This window comes from Phenylobacterium sp., from assembly GCF_004297125.1.
GTDB lineage: Bacteria > Pseudomonadota > Alphaproteobacteria > Caulobacterales > Caulobacteraceae > Phenylobacterium.
Genome location: NZ_SCVD01000032.1, coordinates 18,411 through 45,235, shown reverse-complemented (window position 1 = coordinate 45,235; position 26,825 = coordinate 18,411). Strand labels below are relative to the sequence as shown.

The 26,825-nt window shown below is 70.2% G+C and carries 27 protein-coding genes; 15 read left to right on the top strand and 12 right to left on the bottom strand.

The features are described from left to right. Positions 1-114: hypothetical protein (locus EPO51_RS22425; RefSeq protein ID WP_293346612.1), on the top strand; the 114-nt coding region annotated here is incomplete at its 5' end. Here EPO51_RS22425 and EPO51_RS22420 read toward each other — a convergent pair. Further along, positions 95-907 carry an arginase family protein gene (locus EPO51_RS22420; protein WP_293354886.1) on the bottom strand — a complete coding sequence of 271 codons (813 nt, stop codon included), beginning with the start codon at positions 905-907 and terminating at the stop codon, positions 95-97. The genes EPO51_RS22425 and EPO51_RS22420 overlap by 20 nt on opposite strands. Positions 908-1,024: 117 nt before the next feature. Here EPO51_RS22420 and EPO51_RS22415 point away from each other — a divergent pair, with 117 nt between their 5' ends. Then, entirely contained in the window at positions 1,025-1,660 is a 636-nt protein-coding gene (locus tag EPO51_RS22415) for a hypothetical protein (RefSeq protein WP_293354883.1), read from the top strand. On the opposite strand, the gene EPO51_RS22410 is transcribed toward EPO51_RS22415, so the two are convergent. Then, entirely contained in the window at positions 1,657-1,896 is a 240-nt protein-coding gene (locus EPO51_RS22410) for a hypothetical protein (RefSeq protein ID WP_293354880.1), read from the bottom strand. The genes EPO51_RS22415 and EPO51_RS22410 overlap by 4 nt on opposite strands. Positions 1,897-1,984: 88 nt before the next feature. Between EPO51_RS22410 and zapE the strand changes: the two genes are divergently transcribed. The 3 genes from zapE to EPO51_RS22395 all read left to right on the top strand — a co-directional run bounded on the left by zapE (position 1,985) and on the right by EPO51_RS22395 (position 6,136). After that, a complete protein-coding gene (zapE, locus tag EPO51_RS22405; RefSeq protein ID WP_293354877.1) occupies positions 1,985-3,100 on the top strand; it encodes a cell division protein ZapE in 1,116 nt (371 codons plus the stop codon). Positions 3,101-3,196: 96 nt separating this feature from the next. Continuing rightward, positions 3,197-5,269, top strand: coding sequence for an ATP-binding protein (locus EPO51_RS22400; RefSeq protein WP_293354874.1), 2,073 nt, complete (start codon positions 3,197-3,199; stop codon positions 5,267-5,269). Positions 5,270-5,401: 132 nt separating this feature from the next. Next, on the top strand, positions 5,402-6,136 hold the full coding sequence (locus EPO51_RS22395; RefSeq protein ID WP_293354871.1) for a PEPxxWA-CTERM sorting domain-containing protein: 735 nt from the start codon (positions 5,402-5,404) through the stop codon (positions 6,134-6,136). Positions 6,137-6,146: 10 nt separating this feature from the next. Here the strand turns inward: EPO51_RS22395 and EPO51_RS22390 are convergent, their stop codons facing one another. Then, a complete protein-coding gene (locus EPO51_RS22390) occupies positions 6,147-7,028 on the bottom strand; it encodes a LysR substrate-binding domain-containing protein (protein WP_293354868.1) in 882 nt (293 codons plus the stop codon). A gap of 256 nt (positions 7,029-7,284) precedes the next feature. On the opposite strand from EPO51_RS22390, the gene sdhC reads away from it, so the two are divergent. The 4 genes from sdhC to EPO51_RS22370 are packed head-to-tail and all read left to right on the top strand — an operon-like array spanning position 7,285 to position 10,669. Then, positions 7,285-7,692, top strand: a complete 408-nt coding sequence (sdhC, locus tag EPO51_RS22385; RefSeq protein ID WP_293354865.1) for a succinate dehydrogenase, cytochrome b556 subunit — start codon at positions 7,285-7,287, stop codon at positions 7,690-7,692. Then, positions 7,692-8,075 carry a succinate dehydrogenase, hydrophobic membrane anchor protein gene (gene sdhD / locus EPO51_RS22380; RefSeq protein ID WP_293354862.1) on the top strand — a complete coding sequence of 128 codons (384 nt, stop codon included), beginning with the start codon at positions 7,692-7,694 and terminating at the stop codon, positions 8,073-8,075. The genes sdhC and sdhD overlap by 1 nt, the downstream gene beginning before the upstream one ends. Positions 8,076-8,079: 4 nt before the next feature. Further along, positions 8,080-9,867 carry a succinate dehydrogenase flavoprotein subunit gene (sdhA, locus tag EPO51_RS22375; RefSeq protein WP_293354859.1) on the top strand — a complete coding sequence of 596 codons (1,788 nt, stop codon included), beginning with the start codon at positions 8,080-8,082 and terminating at the stop codon, positions 9,865-9,867. A 19-nt stretch (positions 9,868-9,886) separates the two neighbouring features. After that, a complete protein-coding gene (locus EPO51_RS22370) occupies positions 9,887-10,669 on the top strand; it encodes a succinate dehydrogenase iron-sulfur subunit (RefSeq protein WP_293354856.1) in 783 nt (260 codons plus the stop codon). A 75-nt stretch (positions 10,670-10,744) separates the two neighbouring features. Here EPO51_RS22370 and EPO51_RS22365 read toward each other — a convergent pair whose 3' ends face one another. Both EPO51_RS22365 and EPO51_RS22360 read right to left on the bottom strand, forming a co-directional pair. Continuing rightward, positions 10,745-11,320 carry a TetR/AcrR family transcriptional regulator gene (locus tag EPO51_RS22365; protein ID WP_293354853.1) on the bottom strand — a complete coding sequence of 192 codons (576 nt, stop codon included), beginning with the start codon at positions 11,318-11,320 and terminating at the stop codon, positions 10,745-10,747. A 197-nt stretch (positions 11,321-11,517) separates the two neighbouring features. Next, the gene (locus EPO51_RS22360) at positions 11,518-12,792 is read right to left on the bottom strand and encodes a cytochrome P450 (protein ID WP_293354850.1); all 1,275 of its coding nucleotides are present in this window, start codon (positions 12,790-12,792) and stop codon (positions 11,518-11,520) included. Positions 12,793-12,992: 200 nt separating this feature from the next. On the opposite strand from EPO51_RS22360, the gene EPO51_RS22355 reads away from it, so the two are divergent. The 3 genes from EPO51_RS22355 to EPO51_RS22345 all read left to right on the top strand — a co-directional run bounded on the left by EPO51_RS22355 (position 12,993) and on the right by EPO51_RS22345 (position 15,192). Further along, positions 12,993-14,225 carry an NAD(P)/FAD-dependent oxidoreductase gene (locus tag EPO51_RS22355; RefSeq protein WP_293354847.1) on the top strand — a complete coding sequence of 411 codons (1,233 nt, stop codon included), beginning with the start codon at positions 12,993-12,995 and terminating at the stop codon, positions 14,223-14,225. A gap of 23 nt (positions 14,226-14,248) precedes the next feature. Further along, the gene (locus EPO51_RS22350) at positions 14,249-14,569 is read left to right on the top strand and encodes a 2Fe-2S iron-sulfur cluster-binding protein (protein ID WP_293354844.1); all 321 of its coding nucleotides are present in this window, start codon (positions 14,249-14,251) and stop codon (positions 14,567-14,569) included. A gap of 113 nt (positions 14,570-14,682) precedes the next feature. Continuing rightward, on the top strand, positions 14,683-15,192 hold the full coding sequence (locus EPO51_RS22345) for a hypothetical protein (protein ID WP_293354841.1): 510 nt from the start codon (positions 14,683-14,685) through the stop codon (positions 15,190-15,192). On the opposite strand, the gene EPO51_RS22340 is transcribed toward EPO51_RS22345, so the two are convergent. Genes EPO51_RS22340 through EPO51_RS22330 form a run of 3 tightly spaced genes read right to left on the bottom strand, consistent with a single transcriptional unit; the run spans position 15,189 to position 19,170 of the window. Then, positions 15,189-17,162, bottom strand: a complete 1,974-nt coding sequence (locus EPO51_RS22340) for a CHASE2 domain-containing protein (RefSeq protein WP_293354838.1) — start codon at positions 17,160-17,162, stop codon at positions 15,189-15,191. The two genes, EPO51_RS22345 and EPO51_RS22340, sit on opposite strands and share 4 nt — an antisense overlap. Further along, positions 17,159-18,466, bottom strand: a complete 1,308-nt coding sequence (locus EPO51_RS22335) for a FecR family protein (RefSeq protein ID WP_293354835.1) — start codon at positions 18,464-18,466, stop codon at positions 17,159-17,161. Before EPO51_RS22335 ends, EPO51_RS22340 begins: the two co-directional genes overlap by 4 nt. Beyond that, positions 18,463-19,170 (bottom strand): response regulator transcription factor, encoded by a 708-nt coding sequence (locus EPO51_RS22330; RefSeq protein WP_293354832.1) that lies wholly within the window; start codon positions 19,168-19,170, stop codon positions 18,463-18,465. Before EPO51_RS22330 ends, EPO51_RS22335 begins: the two co-directional genes overlap by 4 nt. A gap of 288 nt (positions 19,171-19,458) precedes the next feature. Between EPO51_RS22330 and EPO51_RS22325 the strand changes: the two genes are divergently transcribed. After that, positions 19,459-20,268: a PEPxxWA-CTERM sorting domain-containing protein gene (locus EPO51_RS22325; protein ID WP_293354829.1), complete on the top strand. Its 810-nt coding sequence runs from the start codon at positions 19,459-19,461 to the stop codon at positions 20,266-20,268. A gap of 64 nt (positions 20,269-20,332) precedes the next feature. Next, on the top strand, positions 20,333-20,530 hold the full coding sequence (locus EPO51_RS22320; RefSeq protein WP_293354826.1) for a hypothetical protein: 198 nt from the start codon (positions 20,333-20,335) through the stop codon (positions 20,528-20,530). Between the two features lie 19 nt (positions 20,531-20,549). Here EPO51_RS22320 and EPO51_RS22315 read toward each other — a convergent pair whose 3' ends face one another. Then, positions 20,550-22,070, bottom strand: coding sequence for a M20/M25/M40 family metallo-hydrolase (locus EPO51_RS22315; RefSeq protein ID WP_293354823.1), 1,521 nt, complete (start codon positions 22,068-22,070; stop codon positions 20,550-20,552). 141 nt (positions 22,071-22,211) lie between these two features. Between EPO51_RS22315 and EPO51_RS22310 the strand changes: the two genes are divergently transcribed. Then, positions 22,212-22,685, top strand: a complete 474-nt coding sequence (locus EPO51_RS22310) for a universal stress protein (protein ID WP_293354821.1) — start codon at positions 22,212-22,214, stop codon at positions 22,683-22,685. Here the strand turns inward: EPO51_RS22310 and EPO51_RS22305 are convergent. Genes EPO51_RS22305 through EPO51_RS22295 form a run of 3 tightly spaced genes read right to left on the bottom strand, consistent with a single transcriptional unit; the run spans position 22,655 to position 26,711 of the window. After that, positions 22,655-24,112, bottom strand: a complete 1,458-nt coding sequence (locus EPO51_RS22305) for an efflux transporter outer membrane subunit (RefSeq protein ID WP_293354818.1) — start codon at positions 24,110-24,112, stop codon at positions 22,655-22,657. The genes EPO51_RS22310 and EPO51_RS22305 overlap by 31 nt on opposite strands. Beyond that, positions 24,096-25,637, bottom strand: coding sequence for an MDR family MFS transporter (locus tag EPO51_RS22300; protein ID WP_293354815.1), 1,542 nt, complete (start codon positions 25,635-25,637; stop codon positions 24,096-24,098). The genes EPO51_RS22305 and EPO51_RS22300 overlap by 17 nt, the downstream gene beginning before the upstream one ends. Before the next feature lie 9 nt (positions 25,638-25,646). Then, positions 25,647-26,711, bottom strand: coding sequence for an HlyD family secretion protein (locus tag EPO51_RS22295; protein WP_293354812.1), 1,065 nt, complete (start codon positions 26,709-26,711; stop codon positions 25,647-25,649). Positions 26,712-26,825 lie beyond the last annotated feature (114 nt).

The window sequence follows — 26,825 nt, the reverse complement described above, 5'->3', positions numbered from 1 at the left end:
AACCAGCACGGCATGGAGGGCGTCCGCTTCTACACCAAGACCAAGACCATCACCGCCCGCTGGCCCGAAGGCGCCGTCGAGGACTCCGCCTTCGTCATCCCCACGATGCAGTAGCGTCCGTGCTGATCCTGGCCACGAGTTCCTTCAGGAGCTTGGCGGCCAGGACGGCGGTCATGCCATTCACGTCGCGGTCCGGGTTCAGCTCGACGATGTCGCCGCCGACCACCGGGCCGGGCGTCTTCCAGATCACCTCCAGCACCTCGCGGGTGGTCAGCCCGCCCGGCTCGTGGTGCGACACCCCCGGCGCGAAGGCCGGGTCCAGGCCGTCCAGGTCGATGGAGATGTAGGTCGGTCCGGTCGGCAGGGCGGCCAGCCCCGCCTCGTGCTCATGCGGCGCGAACACCTTCACCCCATAGCGCTTGGCCTGGGCGGTCAGATGAGCGTTGGGGGTGCGGATGCCCAGCTGGACGATCCCGGCCGCCAGCCCGTTCTCCATGATCCGGGCGAAGGGCGAGGCGTGGCTTAGGGGATCGCCCTCGAAGTCCTCGTAGAGGTCCGAGTGGGCGTCGATATGCACAATCTGCGGCGGCGCGATCCCGGCGGCGGCGACCCCGACGAGGATCGGATAGGTCACCGCATGGTCGCCCCCCAGCATCACCGCCGGACCGGCCGCGAAAGCCTGGCCCGCCGCCTCCACCATCCGCTCGAAGTCCTCGACGTCCTCGCGCAGCGGCGCATCGCCCAGGTCTCTCAGGCTCTCCGCGTCCAGCATGAGGCCGTTGGTCGCCGTCAGGTGGCTGTGGCTGGAGTACAGCGCCTCGCGGATCGCGGGCGGCGCCTTGGCCGCTCCCCGGAGGAACGATGAGTGCTGATCGGTGGGCAGGCCCAGCAGGGAGACGCGGCGCATCCGGCGAGGCTAGCCGCCCCGCGCCGGCGAAATAAGAGGCGCTGACGCCCGCGAACGCTTTTCCACATCGCGAACAGCGCCGAAGCTGTGATGTTGATGGCGGACGGAGAGCTCCACATGACCCGAACCCGCGCCCTGGTCGCCCTTGTCCTGGTCCTGATCGCCGCCGCCGTGGGCGGTTGGGCCTTCTGGCATTACGAGGCGCGCTGGTGGCCCAAGACGGTCACCCGCCACCAGGCGCAGATCGTCCGCATCCTGGAGAGCTCGGGCTGGGCCTCGCCGGGACTGCAGGGCAAGCGGCTCTACATGGTGTCGTTCCGCACCTGCCCCGACTGCATCCGCTTCACCGAGGAGGAATTCCCCAAGCTGCACGCCAAGGGGGTGGACACCCGCGTCATCGAGATCGCGCGCCGCGACCGCAACGGCGTGTCGAAGTCCACGCCGGCCGAGCGCGCCACCGTTGCCCAGCTCTGGCTCACCCATGACTGGAAACTGCTGCAGGCCTGGGAGGCCGCGCCCGCCGACGCCTGGAAGGCCCAGGGCATCCCGCCCGCCGACGGTGACATGGCCCGCACGGCCGTTATCGAGGCCGGCCGCAAGATGGTCGATGACCTCACGCCGCTGATGAAGGCCAACGGCGTGAAGTTCGCCTACCCCCTGCTGGTCTGGTGGGACGACAAGGGCCGGATGCGGGCCTGCGCCTGCGAGAAGCGCGAGACCTATCGCTTCGTGCGCCGCGAGCTCGACATCTAGGTCCGCCGGCTGATCTGGTCCTTGGTGGCCTGGCGGGTCTTGGAGCCCTGCCCGCGGTCGAGTTCCGGACGATCCTCGCGCGCGAGATGATTGGCGCCCGACTGCGCCTCGCCTTCCAGGGGTTCGCCCCAGTCCGCTTCGGGCGTGTCGGGTTGGCCCAGCTTGGCCGGATCCACCTTGGCGAGCGGATCGTTATCGGGGTCGGGCTGGAAACTGCGGTCTTCTTGATCGGCCATGCGCGTCTCCCTGGGGTTGGACACCTTCAACCCGCCGCGCGGCCGCCCGTTCCTTGCGCTCCGCCGTCGGCGCGGCTAGGCGGGACCGATGGCCTCCGCCCTGCAAGCCGCCTACGACGCGCGTATCCGCGAAGGCTCGATCCAACCGGACCCGGCGCAGGCGGCTGCGCTCCAGCGGCTCGTCCGGCTGGAGGCCGACCTGGCCGCCGACCCACCCAGGACCGGGCTCAAGAAGCTGTTCCACAAGCCCGAGGGCCAGCGCGGGGTCTACCTCGTCGGGCCCGTGGGACGCGGCAAGTCCATGCTGATGGACCTGTTCTTCGAGACCTCGAAGGAGACGTCGAAGCGGCGCACCCACTTCCACGTCTTCATGGGCGAGATTCACCGGCTGATCGACGCCTGGCGCAAGGGCGACGCCGCGGCGCGCAAGGCGAAGTTCGGCCAGCACAAGGGCGACGACCCCATCCCGCCCGTCGCCGACGTCGTGGCCGGCCAGGCGCGCTTGCTGTGCTTCGACGAGTTCCAGGTCACCGACATCGCCGACGCCATGATCCTGGGGCGGCTGTTCTCGGCGCTGTTCGCGCGCGGGGTGACGCTGGTCGCCACCTCCAACCGCCTGCCCGACGAGCTCTACAAGAACGGCATCAACCGCCAGCTCTTCACGCCCTTCATCGAGCTGCTCAAGAGCAAGGTGGACGTGGTCACGCTTGCCGGTCCCCATGATTACAGGCTGGACCGCATCCGCGCGGCGGGCGCCTGGTTCTCGCCCATCGACCCGGACAACGACCGTTCCTTCGACGCCCTGTGGCGCGAGATGCTGGGGCCGGAGGAGGAAAGCGGCGAGACCCTCGAGGTGCTGGGCCGCAAGGTCCACTTTCCCCACGCCGCCGGCGGCCTGTTGCGGGCCAGCTTCGCCAGCCTCTGCGCCGTGGCGCTGGGACCGAACGACTATGTCGCCATCGCCGAGCGCTTCCACACCGTGTTCCTCGACGGCGTGCCGACGCTCGGCTCCAACCGGCGCGAGGAAGCCCGGCGCCTGGTGATCCTGATCGACGAGCTCTACGAGGCCCGAACCCACCTGATCGTCCTGGCCGACGCCGAACCCACGAAGCTCTATCCCGAAGGCGACGGCGCCTTCGAGTTCGAGCGCACAGCCTCGCGCCTGCAGGAGATGCGCTCGGCCGATTGGCTGGAGGATCGATAAGGGCCGCCGAAGCTTCGCCGCGCCCGCGTCCTTAAGGCTTCGTTCGGGTCCGCCACCTAGGGTCGCGCCGCGTCAATACGCTTCAGGAAAGCTTTCGTGTCCGAGACAGACAGGCGTCGTGCTCCGGCGATCGTCGCCGCCCTGCTGTGCTGCGGCTACAGCCTCAACCTGTGGCTGACGAACGTCCTTCGCGTGGAAGTGGGCGGCGTCGACACGATCTGGACGGCCAACGCCTTCGTCATCGGCGCCATCCTGCTGCTGCCGCGCCGCTGGACGCCGGCCTGCCTCTCCGCCGGCTTCGCGATCCAGACCGCCTGTGTGCTGGCCTTCAGTCATTCCTGGTTCGACTCGGTCGGCTTCTCTCTGCTGAATTCGGTCGAAGCGGTGGTGGTGGCGACGCTGGCCCGCCGGCTGAACGCCGTGCGCCTCACGACGCCGGGCCGGTTCGCGCGGCTGATCTTCCTGGCCCTGCTGCCGATGCTGGTGGTGGGCACGGTTCTGCTCGGCCTTGTCGTCATGGCGATGAAAGGCGAGTTCCCGCTGACCATGGTCGCGAGCCGGCTATCGGCGAAGTTCCTCGGCATGTCGGTCGTGCTTCCCGCGATCCTGCTGCTGGGCCAGAGGAGCGCGGCGGCGACGAAGCGGACCTGGGAGGTCGCCGCCGGCGCGCTGCTGGTCTGCGGAATGACCGGCCTTGTCTTCACGCCGTTCGGAGCCGTGGCCCTGCTCGGCATGTTCCCGGCGATGACCCTGCTGGGCCTTCGTCTCGGACCGCGGGCGCTGACCCTGGCCATGGCCCTCATCTGCGCCGTCATGCTGTCCCTGGCCACGGCCTTCGGGGCGCCGGGCCTGCTCGCGGGCTACGAGGACATCAACCGGAAGGTGGCGATCACCCAGGTCTATCTGGCGATGGTGTTCGCCACCGGCATCATCACCGCCCTGATGGCGACGCACCAGCAGCGGCTTCGCGCCCTGCTCACCAGCCGGGCCCGCGCCGATCGACGCGCGCGTGACCGCGCCAACGCCGCATCGGTCGCCAAGACCGATTTCCTGGCGACGATGAGCCACGAGATCCGCACGCCGCTGAACTCGATCATCGGCTTCGCCCAGGTCCTCGAGCGCGCGTCGCTGCCGGACGCCGCGCGAGACCAGATCGGCGTGATCCGCCGTTCCGGGGCCGCACTGCTGACCGTCGTCAACGACATCCTGGATTTCTCCAAGGTCGAGGCCGGCCGGCTCGAGCTCGATCCCAAGCCGGTGGACCTCGCCCAGGTCTGTCGCGACGTCCTGGCGATCGTGAACGAGACGGCGGAACGCAAGGGCCTCGCGCTCGACATGACCGTCACCGGAGAGCTGGCGGCGGCCTACGTGTGCGACGATCACCGGCTCTGCCAGGTGCTGCTCAACTTCCTCAACAATGCCGTGAAGTTCACGGATGCCGGAGGCGTGACGCTGGCCCTGGGCGTGACGGCCGGCGACGCCGGCGACCGCGTCCGCATCTCGGTGGTCGACACGGGCGTCGGCATTCCGCCGGAGGTGCAGCCCTTCCTATTCGACCGCTTCCGACAGGTCGACAGCTCGATCAGCCGGAACTATGGCGGCACGGGCCTCGGCCTGGCCATCGCGAAGGGTCTGGTCGAGGCGATGGGCGGCCGCGTGGGCGTAACGTCGGCGCCGGGCTCGGGGTCTGAGTTCTGGATGGAGGTCGTGCTCATGCGCGCCGAGCAGGCGACGGGCGCCGGCGCTGAGGACCAGGACGCGGACGAACTCTCCGCCCACGTCTTGCTGGTCGACGACCATCCCGTGAACCGGGACCTGGGCGTGGCGCTGCTGGGCCTGCTCGGATGCACAGCGGAGGTCGCCTGTGATGGGCATGAGGCCGTCGAGGCCGCGCGCCTTCGCCGCTTCGACCTCATCCTCATGGACGTCCACATGCCGGGGATGGACGGCCTCTCGGCGACGCGCACCATCCGCGCTCTCAATGGCCCGGCCGCCCGCACGCCCATCATCGCCATGAGCGCCGATGTGCTTCCCGAGCAGGTCGCGCGCATGCGCGCAGCCGGCATGGTCGACAGCGTCGAAAAACCGATCGACCTCGAGAACCTTCACGCCTGCCTGTTGCGCTGGGTCGGGCGTGACGCCGAAGGCCGGGCGATCGCCGCAGCCTAGGCCGCGCATGACGCGTGAAGCTTCGCCCACAACATGATAGAGTAGCTCTGCAGTAGCTTCGACAGCTTCACTGTAAGAACTCCACTTTGTCCACGAAGGAAATCTGAAACACGAAGGAAGAGGGAGCGTGTCATGAGTAACGCGTTGCATGTGCTTCTTGCGTCTGCCGCCGCGCTGACCGCGCCCCTCGTCTCCATTGCGCCCGCCCAGGCGGCCTCGACGCCCATCGCGGGTCCGGGCAGCTATGGCGTGGGAGCGACGACGTCGGCCGAGGAACCCGATCTGGCGGGCGTCGTGCTCGAAGATCGCCTCCAGCCGTTCACCATCAACGGCGCGGCCGGAGGCGTCGTGAGCGGAACCATCCAGGAGCGCGTCGTCCGGTCGAACGACACCGGCTTCCTGCACTTCTATCACCGGGTCATCCTCGACGAGATCAGCGGGTTCGACATCGGCAGCTATCTCGAGTGGCTCGAACTGGACCCCCTGGCCACCGGTGATCCGCTTGCCGTCGGACGGCGTCCGGATGGGGCTGGCTCCGCCACCTCGAGCAGCTACGACCTTGCGGGCACGGGACAGAGCCGGTTCGATTTCAACCTGCTGGACCTCGATCCGCCCAACGCCGGCTTCGGCACGCAATTCCACTACCTGAAGACCAACGCCACGAACTACGCCCTGACCGGCCAGTTGCGGTTGAGCGGGTTCGAGTTCATCGGCTTTGACGCGGAAGCCATCTCGACGGCCTGGCTTCCGACGTGGGCGCCCGCGGCGGTCCCCGAACCGGAAAGCTGGGCGATCATGGTCGCGGGGTTCGGGATCCTCGGCGCCGCCCTGCGCCGCCGGCGCACATCCGGCTACGTCCGGGGCTAGCGGAGGGAGGCTAGGCCCGCAGGCTGTCCACGAGTTCGCGCGCATAGGGCCGCAGTTCGTCGTCGGCGCGGACGACGATCGTGAGCTCGCGCAGCGCCCAGTCGTCGGCCAGGTCCGTGATCGCCAGCGACATGGCCTTGGCCGCCCGCGTGGCGGTCGTACGCGGCACGACGCCGACTCCCACGCCGGCCTCCACCATCCGGCACACGGCGTCGAAGCTGCGGAGCTGGATGCGGGCGCGCAGGGGCCGGCCCTCGCGGGCGGCCTTGGCGGTGAGGAAGCGCTGCAGCGAGCTGGAGCGCTCGAGTCCGACGAACTCGTACTCCAGCACCTCGGCGAAGGCTGCCGCCGGGCGCGACGCCAGCGGATGGCCGGGCGCCGTCACCACCACGAAACGGTCCGAGCGGAACGGATAGGTCTGCAGGCCGCCCACGTCGACGGTGCCGGCCACGATGCCCACGTCGCCCACGCCCTCGGCGATCAGGCCGACGATCTCGTCCGAGAGCCGCTCCTCCAGGTCGACGCTGACGTGCGGATGGGCGGCCAGGAAGGACGACAGCGCCTCGGGCAGGAATTCGGTCAGGGCGTTGGTGTTGGCCAGCAGCCGCACCTCGCCGGACAGGCCGCCGGCGAAGGCGGACAGATCCTCGCGCATCCGGGCGGTCTGCCCCAGGATCGTGCGGGCGTGCTTTAGCAGCGTGCGGCCGGCGGGCGTCAGGGTCACGCCCTGGCGGGAGCGGGTCAGGAGCGACGCGCCCAGGGCGACCTCCATGTTGCGGATCCGAGTGGACGCGGCGGCAAGCGCGAGCGCGCTCTTATCGGCGCCGGCGGTGATCGACCCTTCGTCCACCACGTCGCAGAACAGCCGAAGATCGGTGAGATCGAAGCGCATCCTTCGCCTTTCGCGAAGGATGCCTAGCGCAATCGCGCATTGCGCCCAAGCCCCCACCTATGAGAATTCGCCGCTCGCGAAGAAGAATTGACGGCATGCCCCGGAATATTTGCGAGCGATTCTCAAGTATGACGCGCCGCGAGTTCGACCGGCGCGATGGAAGACGCCTGTTACGCTTCGAGCGTTCGTTGACACCCCCGGCGCGGTGCTTACAACCGGCGGGGCTGCAGGCTTTGGGGGAGGCGACGGCGCTTCGATGACTACCGTTCCACGCGGACCCGCCGACCGGCCGATGTCGCCGCACCTCCAGGTGTGGCGCTGGCACGTCACCATGCTCACCTCGATCCTGCACCGGGTCACGGGCGTCGGCCTGTACCTGGGCGGCCTGATCGCCGCGGCCTGGGCCATCTCGCTGGCCGCCGGGCCCGAGACCTACGAGACCTTCAAGGCCGTGCTGGGCTCGCCGCTGGGCAAGTTCGTGATGTTCGGCATGACGCTCTCGGTCTTCTACCACCTGGGCAACGGCGTCCGGCACCTGATCTGGGACCTGGGCCACGGCCTGGACCTGAAGAGCGCCAACAGCTCGGCCTACGCCGTCTTCGGCTTCACCATCGCCGCGACGCTCGCGACCTGGGCGATCGCCTTCCAGATCGGAGCGCTCTGATGAGCTTCCGCACCCCCCTTTCCACCGCCCGCGGCCTGGGCTCGGCCAAGCACGGCGTCGGCCACTGGCTGTCCGAGCGCGTCGCCGCGGTGGCCCTGGTCCCCCTGGTGATCTGGGGCGCCTACAGCGTGATCCTGCTGGCGCAGCTCGACTACTACGGCGCGGTCGAATGGATCGGCAATCCGGTCAACGCCACCCTGATGATCCTGACCATCGCCATCAGCTTCATGCACATGTCGGCGGGCGTCCGGGTGATCGTCGAAGACTACATCTACGGCCACCTGACGAAGGCGGCGGCGCTGCTCCTGAACCTGTTCATCTGCGGCTTGGCGGGCGCTCTCGCCATCATGTCCATCCTCAAGGTCGCGCTGGGGGGCGCCTGAACCCATGGCGACGTACGAGTTCATCGATCACAAGTTCGACGTGGTGGTGGTCGGGGCCGGAGGCTCGGGCCTGCGCGCCGCGCTGGGCTGCGCCCAGGCGGGGCTGAAGACCGCCTGCATCACCAAGGTCTTCCCCACCCGCTCGCATACGGTCGCCGCGCAGGGCGGGATCTCGGCCTCCCTGGGCAACATGGGTGAGGATGACTGGCGCTGGCACATGTACGACACCGTCAAGGGGTCGGACTGGCTGGGCGACCAGGACGCCATCGAATACCTGTGCCGCAACGCGCCGGCCGCGGTCTACGAGCTGGAGCACTGGGGCGTGCCCTTCTCCCGCACTGAGGACGGCAAGATCTACCAGCGCGCCTTCGGCGGCATGACCAAGAACTACGGCGAGGCCCCGATCCAGCGCACCTGCGCGGCGGCCGACCGCACCGGCCACGCCATGCTGCACACCATGTACGGTCAGTCCCTGGCGCATCAGACCGAGTTCTTCATCGAGTACTTCGCCCTCGACCTGATCATGGACGAAGGCGTCTGTCGGGGCGTCACGGCCTGGAAGCTGGACGACGGCACCCTGCACCGGTTCCAAGCCCAGCAGGTGATCCTGGCCACCGGCGGCTACGGCCGCGCCTACTTCTCGGCCACCAGCGCCCACACCTGCACCGGCGACGGCGGCGGCATGGCCCTGCGCGCCGGCCTGCCGCTGCAGGACATGGAGTTCGTGCAGTTCCACCCGACCGGCATCTACGGCTCGGGTTGCCTGATCACCGAAGGCGCCCGGGGGGAAGGCGGCTACCTGACCAATTCCGAGGGCGAGCGGTTCATGGAGCGCTATGCGCCCACCGTGAAGGACCTGGCGCCCCGCGACATGGTCAGCCGCGCCATGACCATGGAGATCCGCGAGGGTCGCGGCGTGGGGCCGAAGAAGGACCACATCTTCCTGCACCTGGACCACCTGGATCCCAAGATCCTGGCCGAGCGGCTGCCGGGGATTTCCGAGAGCGCCAAGATCTTCGCCGGCGTCGACGTGACCAAGGAGCCGATCCCGGTGCTCCCGACGGTTCACTACAACATGGGCGGCGTGCCCACGAACTTCTACTCGGAGGTGGTGACCAAGGCCGGGCGCGATCCGGACAAGGTGGTGCCGGGGCTGATGGCGGTGGGCGAGGCCGCCTGCGTGAGCGTGCACGGCGCCAACCGGCTGGGCTCCAACTCCCTGATCGACCTGGTGGTGTTCGGCCGTTCGGCGGCGCTGCGCTGCGCCGACACGATCAAGGCTGGCGCGACCCAGGTCGAGCTGAAGCCCCACATGACTGACGGCCACCTGGCCCGCCTGGACCGCTTCCGCAACGCTAGCGGCGGCACCTCCACCGCCGAGCTGCGGCTGGAGATGCAGATGGCCATGCAGGAGGACGCGGCGGTCTACCGGACCTCCGAAGCCCTGGCCTCTGGCGTCCAGCGCATGAACGCGGTCAGCGCGAAGCGCCCGGACCTCAAGGTGACCGACCGCTCCATGATCTGGAACAGCGACCTGATGGAGACCCTGGAGCTGGACAACCTGATCGGCCAGGCCGTCGTGACGGTGACCGGCGCCCACAACCGCACGGAAAGCAGAGGCGCCCACGCCCACGAGAACTTCCCGGACCGCGACGACAAGAAGTGGATGAAGCACACCCTGGCCTGGTTCGATGACCCGACCGGCAAGGTGAAGATCGATTTCCGCCCGGTCCACGACTACACGATGACCAACGACATCGCCCCATTCCCGCCCAAGGCGCGGGTCTACTAGGCCGAAGGGAAGAGCAGAGATGGTCCAGCTTCGGCTCCCGAAGAATTCCGTCCCCAAGGGCGGCAAGCACTTCCCGGCTCCGCCCGGGGCGACGAAGGTCAAGACGTTCAAGGTCTATCGGTACGATCCGGACTCGGGGATGAACCCGAGCTGGGACACCTACGACGTGGACCTCAGCAAGTGCGGGCCGATGGTCCTGGACGTGCTGATCCACATCAAGAACGACATCGACCCGACCCTGACATTCCGGCGGTCGTGCCGCGAGGGGATCTGCGGCTCGTGCGCCATGAACATCGCCGGGCGCAACACCCTGGCCTGCATCCACGGCCACGAGGAATGCCCAGGCGACAAGATCTCGATCAGCCCGCTGCCGCACATGCCGGTAGTCAAGGACCTAGTCCCGGACCTGACGCTGTTCTACGCCCAGTACGCCTCGGTCGAACCCTGGCTGAAGACCGAGACGCCCGAGCCACAGAAGGAATGGCGCCAATCTCCGGAGGACCGCGAGAAGCTGGACGGCCTCTACGAGTGCATCCTCTGCGCGTGCTGCTCCACCTCCTGCCCCAGCTACTGGTGGAACCAGGAGAAGTACCTCGGCCCGGCCGCCCTGCTCCACGCCTACCGCTGGATCATCGACAGCCGCGACGAGGCCACCGGCGCGCGGCTGGACGACGTGGAAGACCCCTTCAAGCTCTACCGCTGTCACACCATCATGAACTGCGCCCAGGTCTGCCCGAAGGGCCTGAACCCGGCCAAGGCCATCGCCGAGATCAAGAAGATGCTGGTGGACCGGGTCGTCTAAGGACCCGTCGACGTCCGGCGGGATGGGCCGGCCCACGGACAGGCTCCGGGTGAACAACCTTCGTAGCTTCGACACCTAGCGCGGCGGCCGGAACAGGGTCTCCAGCCCAGCGATCACGTCCTCGATCAGTTCGTCGCCTTCGGGGGTGCTGAGGGCGAGGCCGGCGGCGCCGTGGGCGGCGGCCCAGACGGCCAGTGTGATGTGGCGCAGCGGCGGGTCGATGCCCCCCTGGGCCGCGGCCACCTCTTCCACGATGCGATGCAGGACGGCCAGGGCGGCGGCGCGCGCCTCGACCACCTGCGGCTGCGGGGCGATCTCGGCGTCGAACATCAGGCCGAACAGCGCCGGCTCGTGACGGGCGAAGTGGAAGTAGCCGGTGGCCCAGCCCCGCAGGCGGCGCCCCTCCCCCGCCTCGCGGTCGGCGCGCTCGAGATCGCGGCGCAGCTCCATGAAGCCGCTGACCGCGAGCTCGGCCAGCAGCGCCATCTTGCTCTCATAGTGGTGGTACATGGACGCGGCCGTGATGCCGCTCCGGGCCGCCAGGGCCCGCAGGTTGAGCTGCTTGAGGCCGCCTTCCTCCAGCATGTCGCGCGCCTCGCGGACGAGACGGCCGGGTACGTCCCCGGCGTGATAGCGGCGTCCCTCGGACATGAGGGCACTTTAGACGGTGTGCTGGCTATGCCTAGCTCGGCGCGCGCCGCAGGCCCTGTCCTGTTTGACCACGAACCACACGAACCACACGAACGCGCGAAGAATCCAAGACCTCGCGAATGGCGGACACCGTTCGTGTGGTTCGTGTGGTTCGTGGTCAATTATAGCGGCGCTGACGCGCCATGGCGCCAGCCGACCTAGTTCCGGCGCGGGATCATCACCGGCAGGGTCTCGTAGCCCTTCACGAACACCGAGTGGGTGCGCAGGGGCTCGCGGACCAGGCGGACTTCCGGGAAGCGGGCCAGGATCTCTTCCCAGATGATGGTGAGTTGCAGCTCGGCCAGGCGGTTGCCCACGCAGCGGTGGATGCCGAAGCCGAACGACAGGTGGTTGCGCGGCCGCTCGCGCTGGATGTCGTAGCTGTTGGGCCGCTCGATCTGGGCCTCGTCGCGGTTCCCCGAGACGTACCACATCACCACCCGGTCGCCGGCCTTGATGGTCTTGCCATGCATCTCGAAGTCGCGGGTCGCGGTGCGGGCCATATGCGCCAGGGGCGTCTGCCAGCGGATGGTCTCGGAGACCATGTTGGGGATCAGGGCCGGGTTGGCGCGCAGTCGGTCGTATTGGTCGGGGTTCTTGTTCAGCGCATAGATCGAGCCCGAGATGGTGTTCCGGGTCGTGTCGTTGCCGCCGATGATCAGCAGCACGACGTTGGAGTGATAGTCGGTTTTGCTCAGGTCCCGGGTCGCCTCCGCGTGGGCCATCATCGAGATCAGGTCGAACTTGGGCGGCGCGTTGACCCGGTCGGCCCACAGCGCGTCGAAGGCGTCGAAGCAGGCGTCGGCCTGTTCGCGCTTGTGCTCCCAGCTCTTGGCCGGGCCGAAACCTGGGGCGTTGGTGAACATGTCGGACCAGAAGGTCAGCTCGCGGCGCTTCTCCTGGGGATAGTCGAAGAGCGTGGCGAGGGTCATCGCCGTCAGCTCCTTGGAGACCCGGTCGACCCAGTCGAACTCTTCGCCGATCGGCAGGCTGTCCAGGATCTTGCCGGCTTCGGCGCGGATGATGGGACTCATGGCCTGCAGGTTCTGCGGCGCTACCGCAGGACTGACGGTTTTCCGCTGAACATCGTGGCCCGGCGGGTCCATGGCGATGAAGCTGTTACCGCGCGGGCGCTTGTCCGACTCGGCCTTGGCCTCAAGGCTCTGCAGCACGATGCCGTCGGCCGACGAGAACACCTCGTGGTTGGTGTCGACGGCCATGATGTCCTGGTAGCGGGTGACCGACCAGAAGCCGTCGTACTCGTCGCCGCGGGGCGTCCAGTGGACCGGCGACTCCTTCCGGAGGCGCTCGAAGATCGGCCACATGGCCTCGTTGGCGAAGAGGTCGGCCTGGGCCGGGTTGAGCGCCTCGACCGGCACGCTCCACGCCTCGGCGGCGGCGGCCTCACGGAACTCGACAGACCCGTCGTCCATGGTTCTTCCTCCCGACGTCTCGCGCCTTGGGAGCATGGCGCCGATCCAAACACTGTTCGGCAAGCGGTTTCGAACCGGGCCGCAACCGAGGAACATTTGCCCTCCGTAGGGTCACCGGGCAAATAGAGCATCGGCGGGACAACGTGGCGCCGCGCGCCAATGAAGTTGACGCCGGCGTCACTTTTGGGCATCGAACGGATATGAGTGACGCTTCGGCGCATGTGGTGATCGTGGGAGCCGGCCACGCGGGTGGCACAGCGGCGGCGTTGCTGCGCCAGTACGGCCACGAAGGCCCGATCACCCTCATCGGCGACGAGCCGATCGCGCCATACCAGCGGCCGCCGCTCAGCAAGGCCTGGCTGAAGGGCGAGGCCGACGCCGACTCCCTGGCGCTGAAGCCCACCGAGTTCTACGCCGAGAACCGGATCGATTTCCGGCCGAGCGTCACCGCGTACAAGCTGGACCGGGGGGCGAAGACGGTCGCCCTCTCGGACGGTTCGACGGTGTCCTACGACGCCCTGATCCTGGCCACCGGCGCGCGGGCCATCGCCCTGCCGATCGAAGGCGCGGATCTCAGCGGTATCCTCTTCCTGCGCACCGACGCCCACGCCGAGGCGCTGAAGGCGCAGGTGGGACCGGGCAAGAAGCTGGCGGTGGTCGGCGGCGGCTACATCGGCCTGGAGGTCGCCGCCTCCGGCCGGGCGCTGGGCGCCGAGGTGGTGGTGCTGGAACGCGAGCCGCGGATCCTGGCCCGCGTCGCCTGCGGGGCGCTCTCCGACTTCTTCCAGGGCTATCACGAGAAGCATGGCGTCCGCTTCGAGCTGGGCGCCACGGCGGCGGCCTTCGTGGGCGAGAACGGCCATGTCACCGGCGTGAAGCTGGCCGACGGCCGGGTGATCGACTGCGACGCGGTGGTGGTGGGCGTCGGCGCCCACCCCAACGACGAGCTGGCCAAGGACGCGGGCCTGGAGTGCGCCCGCGGCGTGGTCGTCGACCTGGACGCCCGCAGCGTCACCGATCCCGCCATCTTCGCCATAGGCGACGTCTCGCACCGGCCGATGCCGATCTACGACCGCATGTTCCGCATGGAGAGCGTGCCCAACGCCCTGGAGCAGGCCAAGCAGGCCGCCAGCGCCATCACGGGCCGTCCGCGCCCGGCGGGGGAGTGCCCGTGGCAATGGTCGGACCAGTTCGACCTGAAACTCCAGATCGCCGGCTACGCCTTCGACGTGGACGAGATCCTGCTGCGCGGCGATCCGGCCACCGCCAAGTTCGCCGTCTTCCACCTGAAGGGCGACCAGGTGCAGTCCGTGGAGGCGATCAACTCGCCCCCGGAGTTCATGATGGGCAAGCAGCTCATCCTCAGCCGCAAGCCCGTGAACAAGGCGAAGCTTGCAGACCCGTCGGTTTCCATGAAAGAGGTCGCCGCGTGAACGGCGATCGTTGAGGGGCGTCCATGGCCAAGATCACCTACATCGAGCACGACGGCACGGAGCACGCGATCGACGTGAAGACCGGCCTGACCGTCATGGAAGGCGCGGTGAAGAACAACATCCCGGGCATCGACGCCGACTGCGGCGGCGCCTGCGCCTGCGCCACCTGCCACGTCTACGTGGACGAGGCCTGGCTGGCCAAGACCGGGACCAGGTCGGCCATGGAAGAGTCGATGCTCGACTTCGCCGAGGGGGTCCAGGACAACAGCCGCCTCTCCTGCCAGATCAAGGTGTCGGACGAACTGGACGGGCTGGTGGTGACCATGCCGGAGAGCCAGCACTAGGGAATCTGCCCCGGCAGCCGGCCGACCAGCGGCTGCATGTGCGGCAGGCCGCGCACGCTCGCAGCGACCTCAAGGTGCTGGCGGAGCGCCCGGCCCGAGGGTAGGAGGCCGCTATGCGTGTGCAGATCCTAGCTTGCCTTCTCGTGGTGGGTGTCTCCGCCTGCGCGGGCGCTTCGCCGATGGTCCAGACGAGAGTGGCGGGTCCGATCGCGCGGGCGACGTTCCGCATCTCGGCGCCGCCGGGCGAGGGCGATGCGACGGCCCGACCTGTCGAGCGCCAGGTGGCGGCCGCCCTGGTGGGCAAGGGCCTCCGACAGGCCGGCTCCGAGCGGGCGCCGGACTACACGGTCGAGGTGGCCTATTCCGACCGTCCCAACGGCGTCGGGGCCGCGCTACCGCAAGCGCAAGGGCCGGCGGCGCCGGTCGTGGCGCCGCAGCGCCGCACCCTGGCCCGGCCCTTCGTTCGCGGCGCCAGCGCCCTGACCGTCCGGATCGTCGAAACCGGCGCGGGGCGCGAACTCTATGCCGCGAGCGCCACCAGGCCCCATCGCAAGATCACGCCGGATCTCGCGGTCGGTCTCGTCGACGCGGCGTTGAAGCCCCTCGAGGTGACGGCGCCCTAGTCGGCCTGGCCATCCACAGGCAGCGCCAGGACGAAGGTCGCCCCTCCGCCCGGCGTGCCTTCGCAGGTCACGCCCCCGCCGTGCCGCCGGGCCACTTCGGCCACCAGCGTCAGTCCCAGGCCCACGCCGCCGGCGGTCCGCCCCGCGCCGCGGCCATAGGGCGCGAAGAGCGCCGCGCGGTCGCCCTCCGCGACGCCAGGGCCATGGTCGCGGATCGCGAGGCGCGCCATCGGCCGGCCTTCGATTTCGGTCTGGCGGAGCTCGACTTCCACGGCGGCGTCCGGCGGGCTGAACTTGATCGCGTTGTCGATCAGGTTGGCCAGCGCGCGCATCAGCAGCGACCGGTCGCCCATGGTCCACGCGGGGGCCCTCGCGCCCGTGCGGGAGAGCCTCACCGCGGCACGGCGCGCCAGGGGCCAGGCCTCGTCCATCGCCACGTCCAGCAGGTCCGACATGTCGAGCGGTTCGCGGCTGAGGGCGCCGTCCTCCGCCTTCGCCAGATGCACGAAGTTGTCCGCCAGCGACAGGGTGCGTCGAGCGGCGCCGGCGATCCGATCGCTGAGATCGGGGCGAACGGCGCCCGGCTCCGCCCCGTCGAGCAGCGCCAGGATCGAGCTCTGCGGCGAGCGCAGGTCGTGCGACAGCAACTGGACCATCTGCTCCCGCTGGGCGGCGGCGGCGGCGGCCTGTGCGCGCAGGTCCCGCGCGTGCTGGACGGCGCGGCGCATCAGGTGGATCCGACGGCTGATCACGTCGCCGCGCTCGGGTGCGGCCGGGGCGCCGTCTTCCTGCGCGAAGCGCGCGAGCTCCTGCAGCATGTAGGCGTTGGCGGCCTGGAGCCGCAGCCAGCCCCAGGCCGGGAACATCACAAGCAGGGTGATGAGCGCCGGCGCCGGCGGCGTCCAGGTTCTCGCAAGGATCAACAGCGCCCCGCTGAGGGCGACCCCGCCGCTCATCGCCCCCAGCGCGATGGCCAGGTTGCGGCGCGGGGAGGCCAGGCGCAGCGCCGCGAGCTGGATCCAGACCAAGGCCAGCGTGGTCGCCAGCGAGATGGGAAACGGCGCCGGGCGGATCAGTCCGTCGGTCAGCAGCCCCTCCAGAAGATTGGCCTGCAGCTCGACCCCGGAAAGCGTCTCGTCCCGCCGCGAGAGCGGGGTGGCGTGGCGGTCGTGCAGCCCGCTCGCCGTGGCGCCGACCAGCACGTAGCGGCCGCGCACGAAGCTCTCGGGCACTTCGCCCCTCAGGACGCTCGCGGCGGAGACGGTGCGAAAACGGCCGGCGCTTCCCGCGAAGGGGATGAGGACCGGCCCCCGGCGTTCCAGGGCCTCGCCGGGTCGGGCCCGCGGCAGGCTTTCGACGCCCGCGCCGGCGCGACCGGCCCCGACGGCGGCCGCGCACGCCATCAGGTGCGGCACGCTCCGCCGGCCCGCCGCTTCGGCGAGGTTGGCGCGGCGCGAGACGCCATCAGGATCGAACGCCAGGCTGACGTGACCCAGGCCACCGGCGCCGCGAGCGACCGCCGCCAGCGGGGGCGTGATGCGGAAGCTGTCGCCATTCGGTCCAGGAACCTCGGTCAGCACCGGCAGGCAGACGCGCCGCGCCGCCGCCACGGCCCGTCCGAGCGCCTCGTCCGCCGCAGGGTCCACGGAGGGCTCGATGAAGAGCACGTCGTAGGCGATCGCCCTGGCGCCCGCCGCGCTCAGCCGCTCCACGACCCGCGCATGGGTCGCGCGGGACCACGGCCAGGCTCCGGCCTCCGCCAACGCGCGGTCGTCGATCGCCACAATGAGGACGTCCGACGTGGACGTCCGGGGCGCCAGCCGCAGCGCCGCGTCATAGACGAGATTGTCCAGCCGAACCGTCCAGCCGGTGGCCAGCAGCACGACGGCCAGCAGGGTGGCGAGCGCCGAAACCGCCAGCCACTCCCACAGACGTCGGTCGCCGGGAGCGGGACGTCCGGCGAGCCTCAACGCCCGATCTCGAACCGCTGCGGCGGCGACCATTTCTCGAACAGGCGACCGCCCTCGTGGCGGGCCACGGCCACGCGCCAGTAGTAGAGGCCCGGCGGAAGGTCGTTGACGACGATCTGCCGCTCCGCGAGGCCGGGCGCGTCGATCACCGCGTCCGATCCGTCGGCCTTGCGAGCCAGGACGAACCGGAAGGTCTCGGGCGCGCCGCCGGTGCTTCGCCATTTGAAGAGATACTGGCGCTTCGCCCCCGCAACCGTCTGCGGCTCGTCCAGCCCAAGCGCGTTGAGCCGCCGCTCGAAAGCGTAGGTCGCCGGCAGGCCCTCGAGCCCCGCCGCGTCGATCGTCGTCAGGCGGACGAAGAAGGTCCCATTCGGGATGGCGTCGAAGGCCAACAGCGGCCCGGTCGACTCCACCTCGGAGATCAGATCGATGAAGCCGGCGTCACGCGCGATCTGCCCGCGATAGGCGGCGCCGGAGCCCGGGCGCACGGCGAAGGTCACCTGCGGCTCGTCCTGCAGGCGTGCAGGGCTGGACAGGGTCGGCGCGGGCAGCAGGCGCGCGGGTGAGGACACCAGGCCCCGGGCCGCCGACGCGCCGAAGCCGGCGGCTACGGACGTCTCGTTCGGCGCGCCGACCAGGGCCTCGCCGACGCGGCCTTCGATCACTTCCACGGTCGAGCGGCCGGCGCTGTCGTCGTGCCGCACCCGGAACTCGGTGCCGCGCACCGCAGAGACGGCGACCGGTGTCAGGATTCGGAACCGGCTGTCGGGGTTGGGCAGCGGGGTCACGGTCGAACTGGCCCGGCCCTCCTCCAGACTGATGTCGCGCTGCACTGCGCCCGTGAGCAGGACGCGACGCAGACGCCCCAGGCGGACGCGGCTCTGCGACGGCAGGGTCAGCCGTGAGCCGTCCGGCAGTTCGAAGGTCAGAAAGGCGTTGACGCCGGTGGAGAGCTCGAACCCTTCGCGAACGGGCATCTCCAGTCGCAGGGGCCCCGCCCCGGATCCCCGCACGCTGACCGGTCCGCTGTACGCCACGAGGCGCGCCACGACGGGCTCGGTGCGCAACAGGTCCGTGGGAACGTCGAGCGTGCGGCCGATCGGCAGCCGCCGCGGGTCGGCGATGCGGTTCAGCCTCTGGACCACGCCCGCGGCCGACGGGCGCACGAGATAGCGCTGGGCCAGATCGTAAAGCGTGTCCCCCGCCCTGACGCTGTATCGGGTCGGAGCCTCGGGGGCGTCCGCGCTCCAGGCGGCGGCAGGCAGGGCGGCCGCAAGAAGAAGAGGGCCCCAACGCAGGATCATGGCGAGACGCGTCCCTCACCATCGAGATGCTCCAGCCGGTAGCCGTAGCTGTAGACGGGAGCGAGCCGGAAGCCGTTCTCCGGGCGCAGATCCAGCTTTCCGCGAAGGCGCGAGATATGCGCGTCGAGCGTGCGGGTCTGCACATCCGGGCTCCATCCCCAGACCGTCTCCAGCAGGTAGGCCCGCGAAAGCTGCCGATTTATGTTCTTGAACAGGCTCAGCGCCAGCGCGAATTCCCGTTCCGTCAGGGTGACCTCGCCGGCGGGACCGTCCACCGTGAGGCCCAGTGGGTTGAACCGGCGTCCGGCGATCTCGAGGGCCGCCGGTCCACTCGCCGCGGGGTAGGCGCGCCGGATCAGGGCGCGGACCCTGGCGAGCAGGACCGCGGCGTCCAGCGGCTTGGTGACGTAGTCGTCCGCCCCGGCCTCGAGGGCCGCGACCACGTCCTGCGAATCCGTCCGTCCGGTCAGCATGAGGATCGGTGGCGTCGGGCTGAGGTGCTCTCGGGCCCAGGCGATGACCTCCAGTCCGGACACGTTCGGCACGTTCCAGTCGAGGAGGAGAAGATCCACGGTGTCGCGGCGCAGGTGGGCGATCAAGGCGTCGCCGGTGGCGCAGACAAGCGGCACGTGCCCGCCGCCCTCGAGCACCTTGGCGGCGTACTGGGCCTGCTCCGGCTCGTCTTCGAGAATCGCAACCTTCACGCCGATCTCCCGCCAGCTTTCTGCCTGCAACTGGCCGGACCGGCCACCCCTCGTTGTCGACGAAGCCGGCTTTGGGTGGCCCCAGACGACGGTTTTTACCCAGCGTTACATTTCGTTCGCCCCGTGTTCCGACGCCCCGCTGGATCCGTCCCTTGCTGCGGCGCTCCCGAGTCAGACGATCGCGCCAGGCCAGTGTAACGGCTTGTAAATTCAGGGGTTCGCCCACTCCAACTCGCGAACCGGTCGTGCGACGAGCGGGAAGCCGAGGTGTCTCGGCGTGGTGGGTCGATGAGTATGCGTCATATCGGTTGCTTCGCGGGAGTTCGCACGACCCGCGCCCGTTTCGGGGCCTTCGCCCTCGCCGTGCTTGCCGGCGGGTCCGCGCTTGCCGGGCCCGCCCGCGCCGCCTGTGTGGAGCAGATGAGCCGCATGCCCATCGCGGCCGCGCCGGCCGCCGCGCCCGCGTACCGCGCCAACATGATGCGGCGAGGCTTCGCCGCGGCCCCGGCGGCGGCGCCCGCCCGAGCCCGGGCGCTGAAGGTCAAGGCCAGCGGTGGCGTCCGCAAGCGGCGGCCAACGGGCAAGGCCGCCGTCCATGGCGCCGCCCGAAAGGCGAGGCCCGCCCTTCGCCGGGTCGCCGCTATGGCGCCCGTCGCGGCGCCTGCGCTGCGGCGGCCTACGCCCATGCCCGTGGCAGCGCGCGACCTGGCCACCCCACTCTCCTACGCGCTGATCGCCACCACCGTCTGCGAGGCCGGGCCTCCGGCCGCGGCGCCGGTCGTCGTCGCCCTCGCGGCGCCCGTCGGGCCGTTCGACCTGCCGAGCGATAGCTTCATTCCGGGGACCGGCACCGAAACCCTCCTGCCGCCGATCGTCGGTCCGGGCTTCCCGGGCCTGGACGGGCCGCCGGCCGGCGGTCCCGGCACGGAGCCGCCGATCGTTGCGCCGCCGGTCTTCGAGCCCCCTCCCGGGGTTCCGGCGCCGGCCCCTGAACCGGGGACCTGGGCCCTGCTGATCGTGGGCTTCGGTCTGATCGGCGCGAGGCTGCGCAGACCCCGCGCGCGACCCCTCCGCAACCAGGCGGGCCGCCCCGCCTGAGCCGAGAGCCCTTTCCCGGCGAGCGGCGACGGGGCAACCTGGGGCCCCGCAGGGACCAGGGATCATGAGCGCAGACCAATTCCGTGACGCCGACCGCGACCTGGCCGAGGACGCCCTGCGGGAGCTGGTGGCGGCGATCGCGCTGGGCGACTATCGCGACGGGCGGGGCGGGCGGCTCGTCGAGGCGCTGGCGTTCCTGAAGGCCAAGGCGCTGCTGGAACTGCGCGAGACGCTGGGCACGGCGGCGGGCCGGCGGAACTGACCGGTCGCGCGCTGCGCGCCTAGCCGACGGCGGCGACCTGGTAGAGGAAATCGACGAAGCCCAGGGCGGCCTCGTCCATGCCGGCGACCTTGGTCGGGTTGGCGCTCTCGATCAGGTAGAATTCGTTGGGGGCGTGGGCGCCTGTCCCGTAGCCCAGGCCGAACTGGCCGGCCGGCAGGTTGAGTGGCGGGCCGGTGAAGATCACCCCCGGCCAACTGCCCGCCAGGCGCGGATAGAGCGTCGTGGCGGCGCCGAAGCGCCGGTAGGCCGCGAGCTGGGCCTTGGTGAGCGCGGCGTCCTCGGGGGTCTCGGTGGGGCCGTAGCCGCCGGTGACGTTGACCTCCACGTCGTTGAAGCCGCGCTTGTCCAGGTGGGCGCGCAGCTTCTTGACGGTGTCCTCCTTGGTCATGTCCGGCACCATGCGGATCTCGACCTTCGCCGTGGCCTTGCCGGGCAGGATGGTCTTGCCGCCGGGGCCGGTGTAGCCGGCGACCAGGCCCTGGATGTTGACGGTGGGGACGGCGGCGAGGCGTTCCAGGGACTGCTCCCAGGTCATGTCGCCGATCCAGCGCTGGACGCCCAGGCGGGCCTTGGCGTCGGCTTCGCTGGTCTTCGCCGCGGTCATGGCGATCAGCTCGCGCTCGCGGGGGCTGAGCGGGCGGACCATCTCGGGGATCCCGTCGATGACCACGGTGTTGCCGTCGGGGCTGACCAGGGACGAGAGCGCCGCGACCAGGCGCCAGGGCGGGCTGTCGACGCGGGCCTTCTCGCTGGAGTGGATGTCGCCCCTGGGGCCGCGGCCCCATTTCTCGCCCGAGACCACCAGCTCCATCTCCAGCGCGCCCTTGGCGCCTAGGTTGACGGTGACGGCGCCGGTGGAGGGCGACTGGGAGGCGAAGGGGATGATGACGCCGACGGATTTCTTCAGGGCGGCCGCGACCTGGGGGGCGGTGACGATCTCGTGGAAGTTGGGCGAGGCGATCTCCTCTTCGCCCTCGGCCACCAGCACCAGGTTAACCGGCAGCTTGCGGCCGGCGGCCTTCATGGCGTGCAGGGCGGCGAGCACCGTGGTCTCGGGCCCCTTCTGGTTCACCGCGCCCCTGCCCATGACCACCTTGCCGAGGCCGGGGCGGTCGAGGACGCGGGCCTCCAGCGGCGGGCTCTCCCACTCGGCGGGGTCGAACTGCTTCACGTCGTACATGAAGTAGAGGCCGAGCGTCTTCCTGGCGCCGGCGTCCAGGGTGGCGAAGACGCCGGGCTTGCCGGACGAAGGCACGATCTCGGCGTGCTGGAAGCCGGCGTCGAGGGCGAGCTGGCGCATGTACTCGGCGCCGGCCGGGTAGTTGAGGTTCTCCGCAGCGATGGAGGGCAACCTGATCCAGTCCTGCAGCCGCTTCACCGCCGCGTCGTGTCCGGCGGCCAGCGCCTTCTTCACGTCGGGATAGGCGTCCGCGGCCGAGGCCGCGGCGGGCGCGAGGGTGGCGGCGGTCAGGGCGGCGGCGCCGGCCAGCAGCGCACGTCGATCCGTACTGGTAGTCATTCCGCATCCCCCGGTTGGCGCCGGACAAGGCGTATCGCGCCGGACGGGAATCGCAAGCGGCGAGGCGCGGATTTCCGCTGGACGCGGAGGTGCGTGACCGCGCCTCATGCGTTTCCATCAGGACGTGGCAGGGAGCTGGTCATGTATGAGCGCGTGCTTCTGGCCTACGACGGGTCGCGCGAGGGGCGCACGGCGTTGCGCGAAGGGGCGCTGACGGCGCGGCGGTTCGGCGCGCGGGTCTACCTGCTGTGCGTGGTGGCCGAGAGCCCGGGCGTGCGGATCGGCGAGGCCGCCTATGCGGGCGCGGTCGCGAAGGCCCAGGACACCTATGTCGGCCTGTTCGATGAGGCGATGGCGCGGCTGACGGCGCTGGGTTTCCGGCCGGAGGGCAAGGTGGTGACCGGCGAGCCGGCGGCCGAGATCGCCGCCTATGCCAATGCGGTGAAGGCCGACCTTGTGGTGGTGGGCCACCGGAAGAAGGGCCTGTGGGAACGCTGGTGGTCCGGGCAGACGGGCGCCTACCTCTCCGATCACCTGTCCTGCAGCCTGCTGATCGCGCGGCAGGAGGTGGCGGACGAGGCGTTCTATCGCGAGCTGGAGGCCACGGAGGGCTGAGCGCCCCAGTCGGCTGCGGTGGCCGCGTAGAGCTCGACCAGATCGGCGAAGCGCCGGCCTTGCGCCTCGGCGAGCGCGCGGCGGGAACGGCTGAGCTGGCGGCGGGCGTCCACCACCTGGATCAATGGGCCACCGCCCAGGCGATAGGCGTTCTCGGCGTCGCGAACCGTGGCCTCGGCTGCGGTCTGGGCGCGGACGAGCGCGGCGGCCTCCTGGTCGTCGGTCCCCAGGGCGGCCAGCGCATCCGAGACCTGGACGAAGGCGCGCAGCACGGTCTGCTGGTAGCGGGCCAGGGACGCGCGGGCCTCGGCCTCGGCGGCGCGGCGCTCGGCCTTGAGGGTTCCACCGCTGAAGATCGGGGCGGTGACGCCGGAGAGCAGGTTCCAGCCGCTGGACGAATAGTTGAACAGGTTCTCGGGCTTGATGGCGCTCTGGGTCAGGTTCGCCGACAGCTTGATGTCGGGATACTGGTTGGCCACGGCGACCCCGATGGCGGCGGTGGCGGCGTGCAGCTCGGCCTCGGCGGCCAGGATGTCGGGGCGGCGGCGGACCAGGGTGGACGGCAGGCTGACCGGGACCTCGGCGGGCGAGCTCAGTTCGGCCAGGTCGAAGTCCGGCGGCGACCACTCTGCGGGCGACTTGCCGGCCAGCAGGGCCAGCTGGTGGCGGGCGGCGTCGAGCTGGCGCTGCAGTGGCGGGATGAGCGCCTCGTCCTCGGCGAGCTGGGCCTGGGCGCCGGTGGTGGCGGAAGGCGCCTCGCCGCCGGCCTGCTGGGCCCGGCGGACCATGTCGAGCGTGGCGCGGTCGCCGTCGATCACGGCCTGGACGGCGGCGACCTGGGCGCGGAGGCCGGCGACCTTCATGGCCTGGAGCGCGACATTGCCGGAGAGGCTGAGATAGGCGGCGTCCGCCTGGCGGGCGGCTTCCTCGGCGCGGGCCCGCGCCTCTTCCGTGCGCCGCCGGGCGCCGCCGAACAGGTCGAGGTCGTAGCTGACCGTGGCGCCCACCGAATAGAGGCTGATGGTCGGGCTGGGGAAGCCGGTGAAGCCGAAGGCCTGGGTGTTGATCCGCTCGCGCTGCGCGCCGGCGGTGGCGTCGACCTGGGGCTGCAGGGCGCCGCGGGCGGCTCGGGCCTCGGCCTGATAGCGCTCCAGGGTGGCCCTGGCCTCGGCGACGGAGGGGCTGTCGTTGAGCGCCAGCCGGATGGTGCGGTCCAGGTCGGGCGAGCCGAACGCCTGCCACCAGGGCCCGGCGGACCGCGCCTCGGGATCCAGGCGAACGCCGGTCGTCACCGGATCGCCGGCCATGGCGTAACCGGCGGCGGCGGGCGCGTCCGGCGCCTTGAAGTCCGGCCCGACCGTCTGGCAGGCGCCGAGCGCCAGGACGGACGCGGCGGCGAGGAGGCGGAGGCTATTCGACAGCGGCATGGGCGGGCGCTCCGCTCCCACGCCGGGGCTTCCGCATGAGCAGGAGCATCGGCATGCAGGCGATGGTGATGACGAACATGAGTTTGAAGTCGTCGATGTAGGCGACCATCGTCGCCTGGCGGGTCAGTTCGTTGTTGAGCGCCGTCAGCCCCGCCTCCGTGGCGGGGTTGAAGATCGCGGGCAGGCCGTCGCGCACGACGGGGTCGGTCGGGATCACCTTCCCGGCCAGCGAGGCGTGCATGGTCTGGGTGTTCGAGACCAGCAGCGCCTGCATGATCGAAATGCCGACGCTGGAGCCCAGGTTGCGGATCAGGGTGTAGACGCCGGAGCCTTCGGCCCGCAGCTCGGGCGGAATGGTGGCGAAGGCCAGGGTCGACAGCGGCACGAACAGGAGGCCGATGCCCAGGCCCTGGATGACCCCCGAGACGATCAGGGGCGTTGCGGTCATCGACAGGTCGAAGTGCATCATCTGCCACAGGGCCACGGTGCTGATGCACAGGCCGGTGAACAGGATCAGGCGGGTGTCGACGCGCCCGACCAGTTGGCCGACGGCGAACATGGCGACGAAGGATCCGAGCCCGCGCGGCATGCTGACGAGGCCGGAAAGCAGCACGGGATAGCCCATCAGCACCTGCATCATCGGCGGCAGCAGGGCCATGGTCGAGAACAGCAGAATGCCGATGAAGAAGCCGAAGACGCTGGCGGTGACGAAGTTGCGGTCGGCCAGCAGACGGCGGTCGAAGAAGGGATGCTCGGCGGTGACGGTGTGGGCCACGAACACCCACAGGCCGATGACCGCCAGGATGGTCTCGGTCCAGATCTCGGTCGACGAGAACCAGTCCTCGCCGGGGCCGCGGTCCAGCACGAGCTGGAAGGCCCCGATGAACAGGGTGAGCATCCCGAAGCCGATGAAGTCGAACCGCCGGGCCGCCTCCAGCCGGTCCTTCGAGATGAAGAGGAACACGCCAAGGAAGGCCAGGATGCCGATCGGCAGGTTGATGTAGAAGCACCATCGCCAGGAGAAATCCTCGGTCAGGTAGCCGCCCAGCGCCGGGCCGAGGATCGGCCCCAGGATCGCGCCCGCCCCCCAGATGGCCATCGCCTGGCCGTGCTTTTCGGGCGGGTTGATGTCGAGCAGCACCGCCTGGCTGAGCGGGATCAGCGACGCGCCGAACACGCCCTGGAGCAGCCGGAAGGCCACCAGCTCGGGCAGGCTGGTGGCGATGCCGCAGAGCATCGAAGCGGCCACGAAGCCGGCGATGGAGATCAGGAACAGGTTCTTGCGGCCGAAGCGACCCGCCAGCCAGCCGCTGAGCGGCGTCATGATCGCCGCCGAGACGATGTAGGAGGTCAGCACCCAGCCGATCTGTTCCGGCCCGGCCGAGACGCTGCCCTGGATGTGCGGCAGGGCGACGTTGGCGATGGTGGTGTCCAGCGAGTTCATCACCGTCGCCAGCATGATGGCGATGGTGATCGGCCAGCGCCGGGCGGCGTCGACGTGCTCGTGCTCGTGGGTCCGGCTCATCGGCCGCGCCTAGCGGGCCCGGCCGGCCGCACGGACGTCGACCTTCACATCGGCCGAGAGCCCGGCCCGGGCGGCCATCGCCGGCGGGGTTCCGTCGAAGGCGATCCGAACCGGCAGGCGCTGGGTCACCTTCACCCAGTTGCCTGTGGCGTTCTGGGCCGGCAGGGCGGAGAAGGCCGAGCCGGCGCCCGGTGCGAAGCTGGCCACATGGCCGCGCAGGTCGGCGTCGGGATAGGCGTCGACCTTGATGGTGACCGGCTGGCCCACCTTCATGTGCGCGAGCTGGTCTTCCTTGAAGTTTGCCTCGATCCAGGGCTGGCCCGACAGCAGCCAGAAGGCGGTCTGGGAAGCATTGAGGTAGGCGCCAACCGGCATCTGGTCGACACGGGCGACGACGCCGTCCGCGGGGGCGACCACCGTGGCGTAGGAGACGTTCAGGCGAGCGCGCTCGAGCTGGGCGCGAGCCTGCATCACCGCCGGGGCGCTGGCGCCGACGTTGGGATCACCGCCCAGGGCGGCCAGGGCCATGGCCTGCTGCTGGCGGGCGGCGGCGAGCTGGTCGCGGGCCTGCTGGACGGCATGGACGGCCTGGTCCACCTGCTGGCGTGACGAGACCCCGGCGGCGGCGAGCTGGCGCTGCCGCGCGGCCTCGCTGGCGGTGTAGGCGACGTTCTCGGCGGCGGCCGAGACGTTGGCGCTCTCTCGCCGGTAGGCGGCGCGCTGCTGCCGGACGTCGAGTTCGGCGACCGCCACCTCGGCTTGGGCCGCCGCGAGGTTTGCCTGGTAGTCGCGCGGATCGAGGCGGAACAGGACCTGCCCCTTCTTCACCACCTGGTTCTCGCGGACGTAGATTTCGACCACCCGCCCGCCGATCGACGGCGCCACGGCGGTCTTGGCGATCTGGACATAGGCGTTGTCGGTGGACTCGTACCGCCCGCCGGTGAGGACGAAATAGGCCACCACCGCCAGGATCAGGACCGGTCCGGCGACGATCAAAGGCCAGCGCCAGCGCCGCAGGCCCGTGGCCCGGCGGGGGTTCAAATCATGCGCGGCGCTCGCCGATGGGTCGCTCACGTCCCGGCCTCTTACGTATCGATGGCTTGATCAGATCGAACGGGAGGGGCGCGGCGCGCGGCCACGCGGCTTCCGTTGCGTGAGGCTCAGATAGGCAGCGCTCGCCGATGAGCA

Bases quoted from the DNA above. Each gene is read 5' to 3' on its own strand.
- EPO51_RS22355 (WP_293354847.1), top strand. From the start codon at position 12,993: ATGAGTGACGCTTCGGCGCATGTGGTGATCGTGGGAGCCGGCCACGCG.
- EPO51_RS22415 (WP_293354883.1), top strand. From the start codon at position 1,025: ATGACCCGAACCCGCGCCCTGGTCGCCCTTGTCCTGGTCCTGATCGCC.
- sdhC (WP_293354865.1), top strand. From the start codon at position 7,285: ATGACTACCGTTCCACGCGGACCCGCCGACCGGCCGATGTCGCCGCAC.
- EPO51_RS22370 (WP_293354856.1), top strand. From the start codon at position 9,887: ATGGTCCAGCTTCGGCTCCCGAAGAATTCCGTCCCCAAGGGCGGCAAG.
- EPO51_RS22325 (WP_293354829.1), top strand. From the start codon at position 19,459: ATGAGTATGCGTCATATCGGTTGCTTCGCGGGAGTTCGCACGACCCGC.
- sdhA (WP_293354859.1), top strand. From the start codon at position 8,080: ATGGCGACGTACGAGTTCATCGATCACAAGTTCGACGTGGTGGTGGTC.
- EPO51_RS22305 (WP_293354818.1), bottom strand. From the start codon at position 24,112: ATGCCGCTGTCGAATAGCCTCCGCCTCCTCGCCGCCGCGTCCGTCCTG.
- EPO51_RS22320 (WP_293354826.1), top strand. From the start codon at position 20,333: ATGAGCGCAGACCAATTCCGTGACGCCGACCGCGACCTGGCCGAGGAC.
- EPO51_RS22345 (WP_293354841.1), top strand. From the start codon at position 14,683: ATGCGTGTGCAGATCCTAGCTTGCCTTCTCGTGGTGGGTGTCTCCGCC.
- EPO51_RS22365 (WP_293354853.1), bottom strand. From the start codon at position 11,320: ATGTCCGAGGGACGCCGCTATCACGCCGGGGACGTACCCGGCCGTCTC.
- EPO51_RS22420 (WP_293354886.1), bottom strand. From the start codon at position 907: ATGCGCCGCGTCTCCCTGCTGGGCCTGCCCACCGATCAGCACTCATCG.
- EPO51_RS22410 (WP_293354880.1), bottom strand. From the start codon at position 1,896: ATGGCCGATCAAGAAGACCGCAGTTTCCAGCCCGACCCCGATAACGAT.
- EPO51_RS22360 (WP_293354850.1), bottom strand. From the start codon at position 12,792: ATGGACGACGGGTCTGTCGAGTTCCGTGAGGCCGCCGCCGCCGAGGCG.
- EPO51_RS22300 (WP_293354815.1), bottom strand. From the start codon at position 25,637: ATGAGCCGGACCCACGAGCACGAGCACGTCGACGCCGCCCGGCGCTGG.
- zapE (WP_293354877.1), top strand. From the start codon at position 1,985: ATGGCCTCCGCCCTGCAAGCCGCCTACGACGCGCGTATCCGCGAAGGC.
- sdhD (WP_293354862.1), top strand. From the start codon at position 7,692: ATGAGCTTCCGCACCCCCCTTTCCACCGCCCGCGGCCTGGGCTCGGCC.
- EPO51_RS22350 (WP_293354844.1), top strand. From the start codon at position 14,249: ATGGCCAAGATCACCTACATCGAGCACGACGGCACGGAGCACGCGATC.
- EPO51_RS22335 (WP_293354835.1), bottom strand. From the start codon at position 18,466: ATGATCCTGCGTTGGGGCCCTCTTCTTCTTGCGGCCGCCCTGCCTGCC.
- EPO51_RS22310 (WP_293354821.1), top strand. From the start codon at position 22,212: ATGTATGAGCGCGTGCTTCTGGCCTACGACGGGTCGCGCGAGGGGCGC.
- EPO51_RS22315 (WP_293354823.1), bottom strand. From the start codon at position 22,070: ATGACTACCAGTACGGATCGACGTGCGCTGCTGGCCGGCGCCGCCGCC.
- EPO51_RS22390 (WP_293354868.1), bottom strand. From the start codon at position 7,028: ATGCGCTTCGATCTCACCGATCTTCGGCTGTTCTGCGACGTGGTGGAC.
- EPO51_RS22395 (WP_293354871.1), top strand. From the start codon at position 5,402: ATGAGTAACGCGTTGCATGTGCTTCTTGCGTCTGCCGCCGCGCTGACC.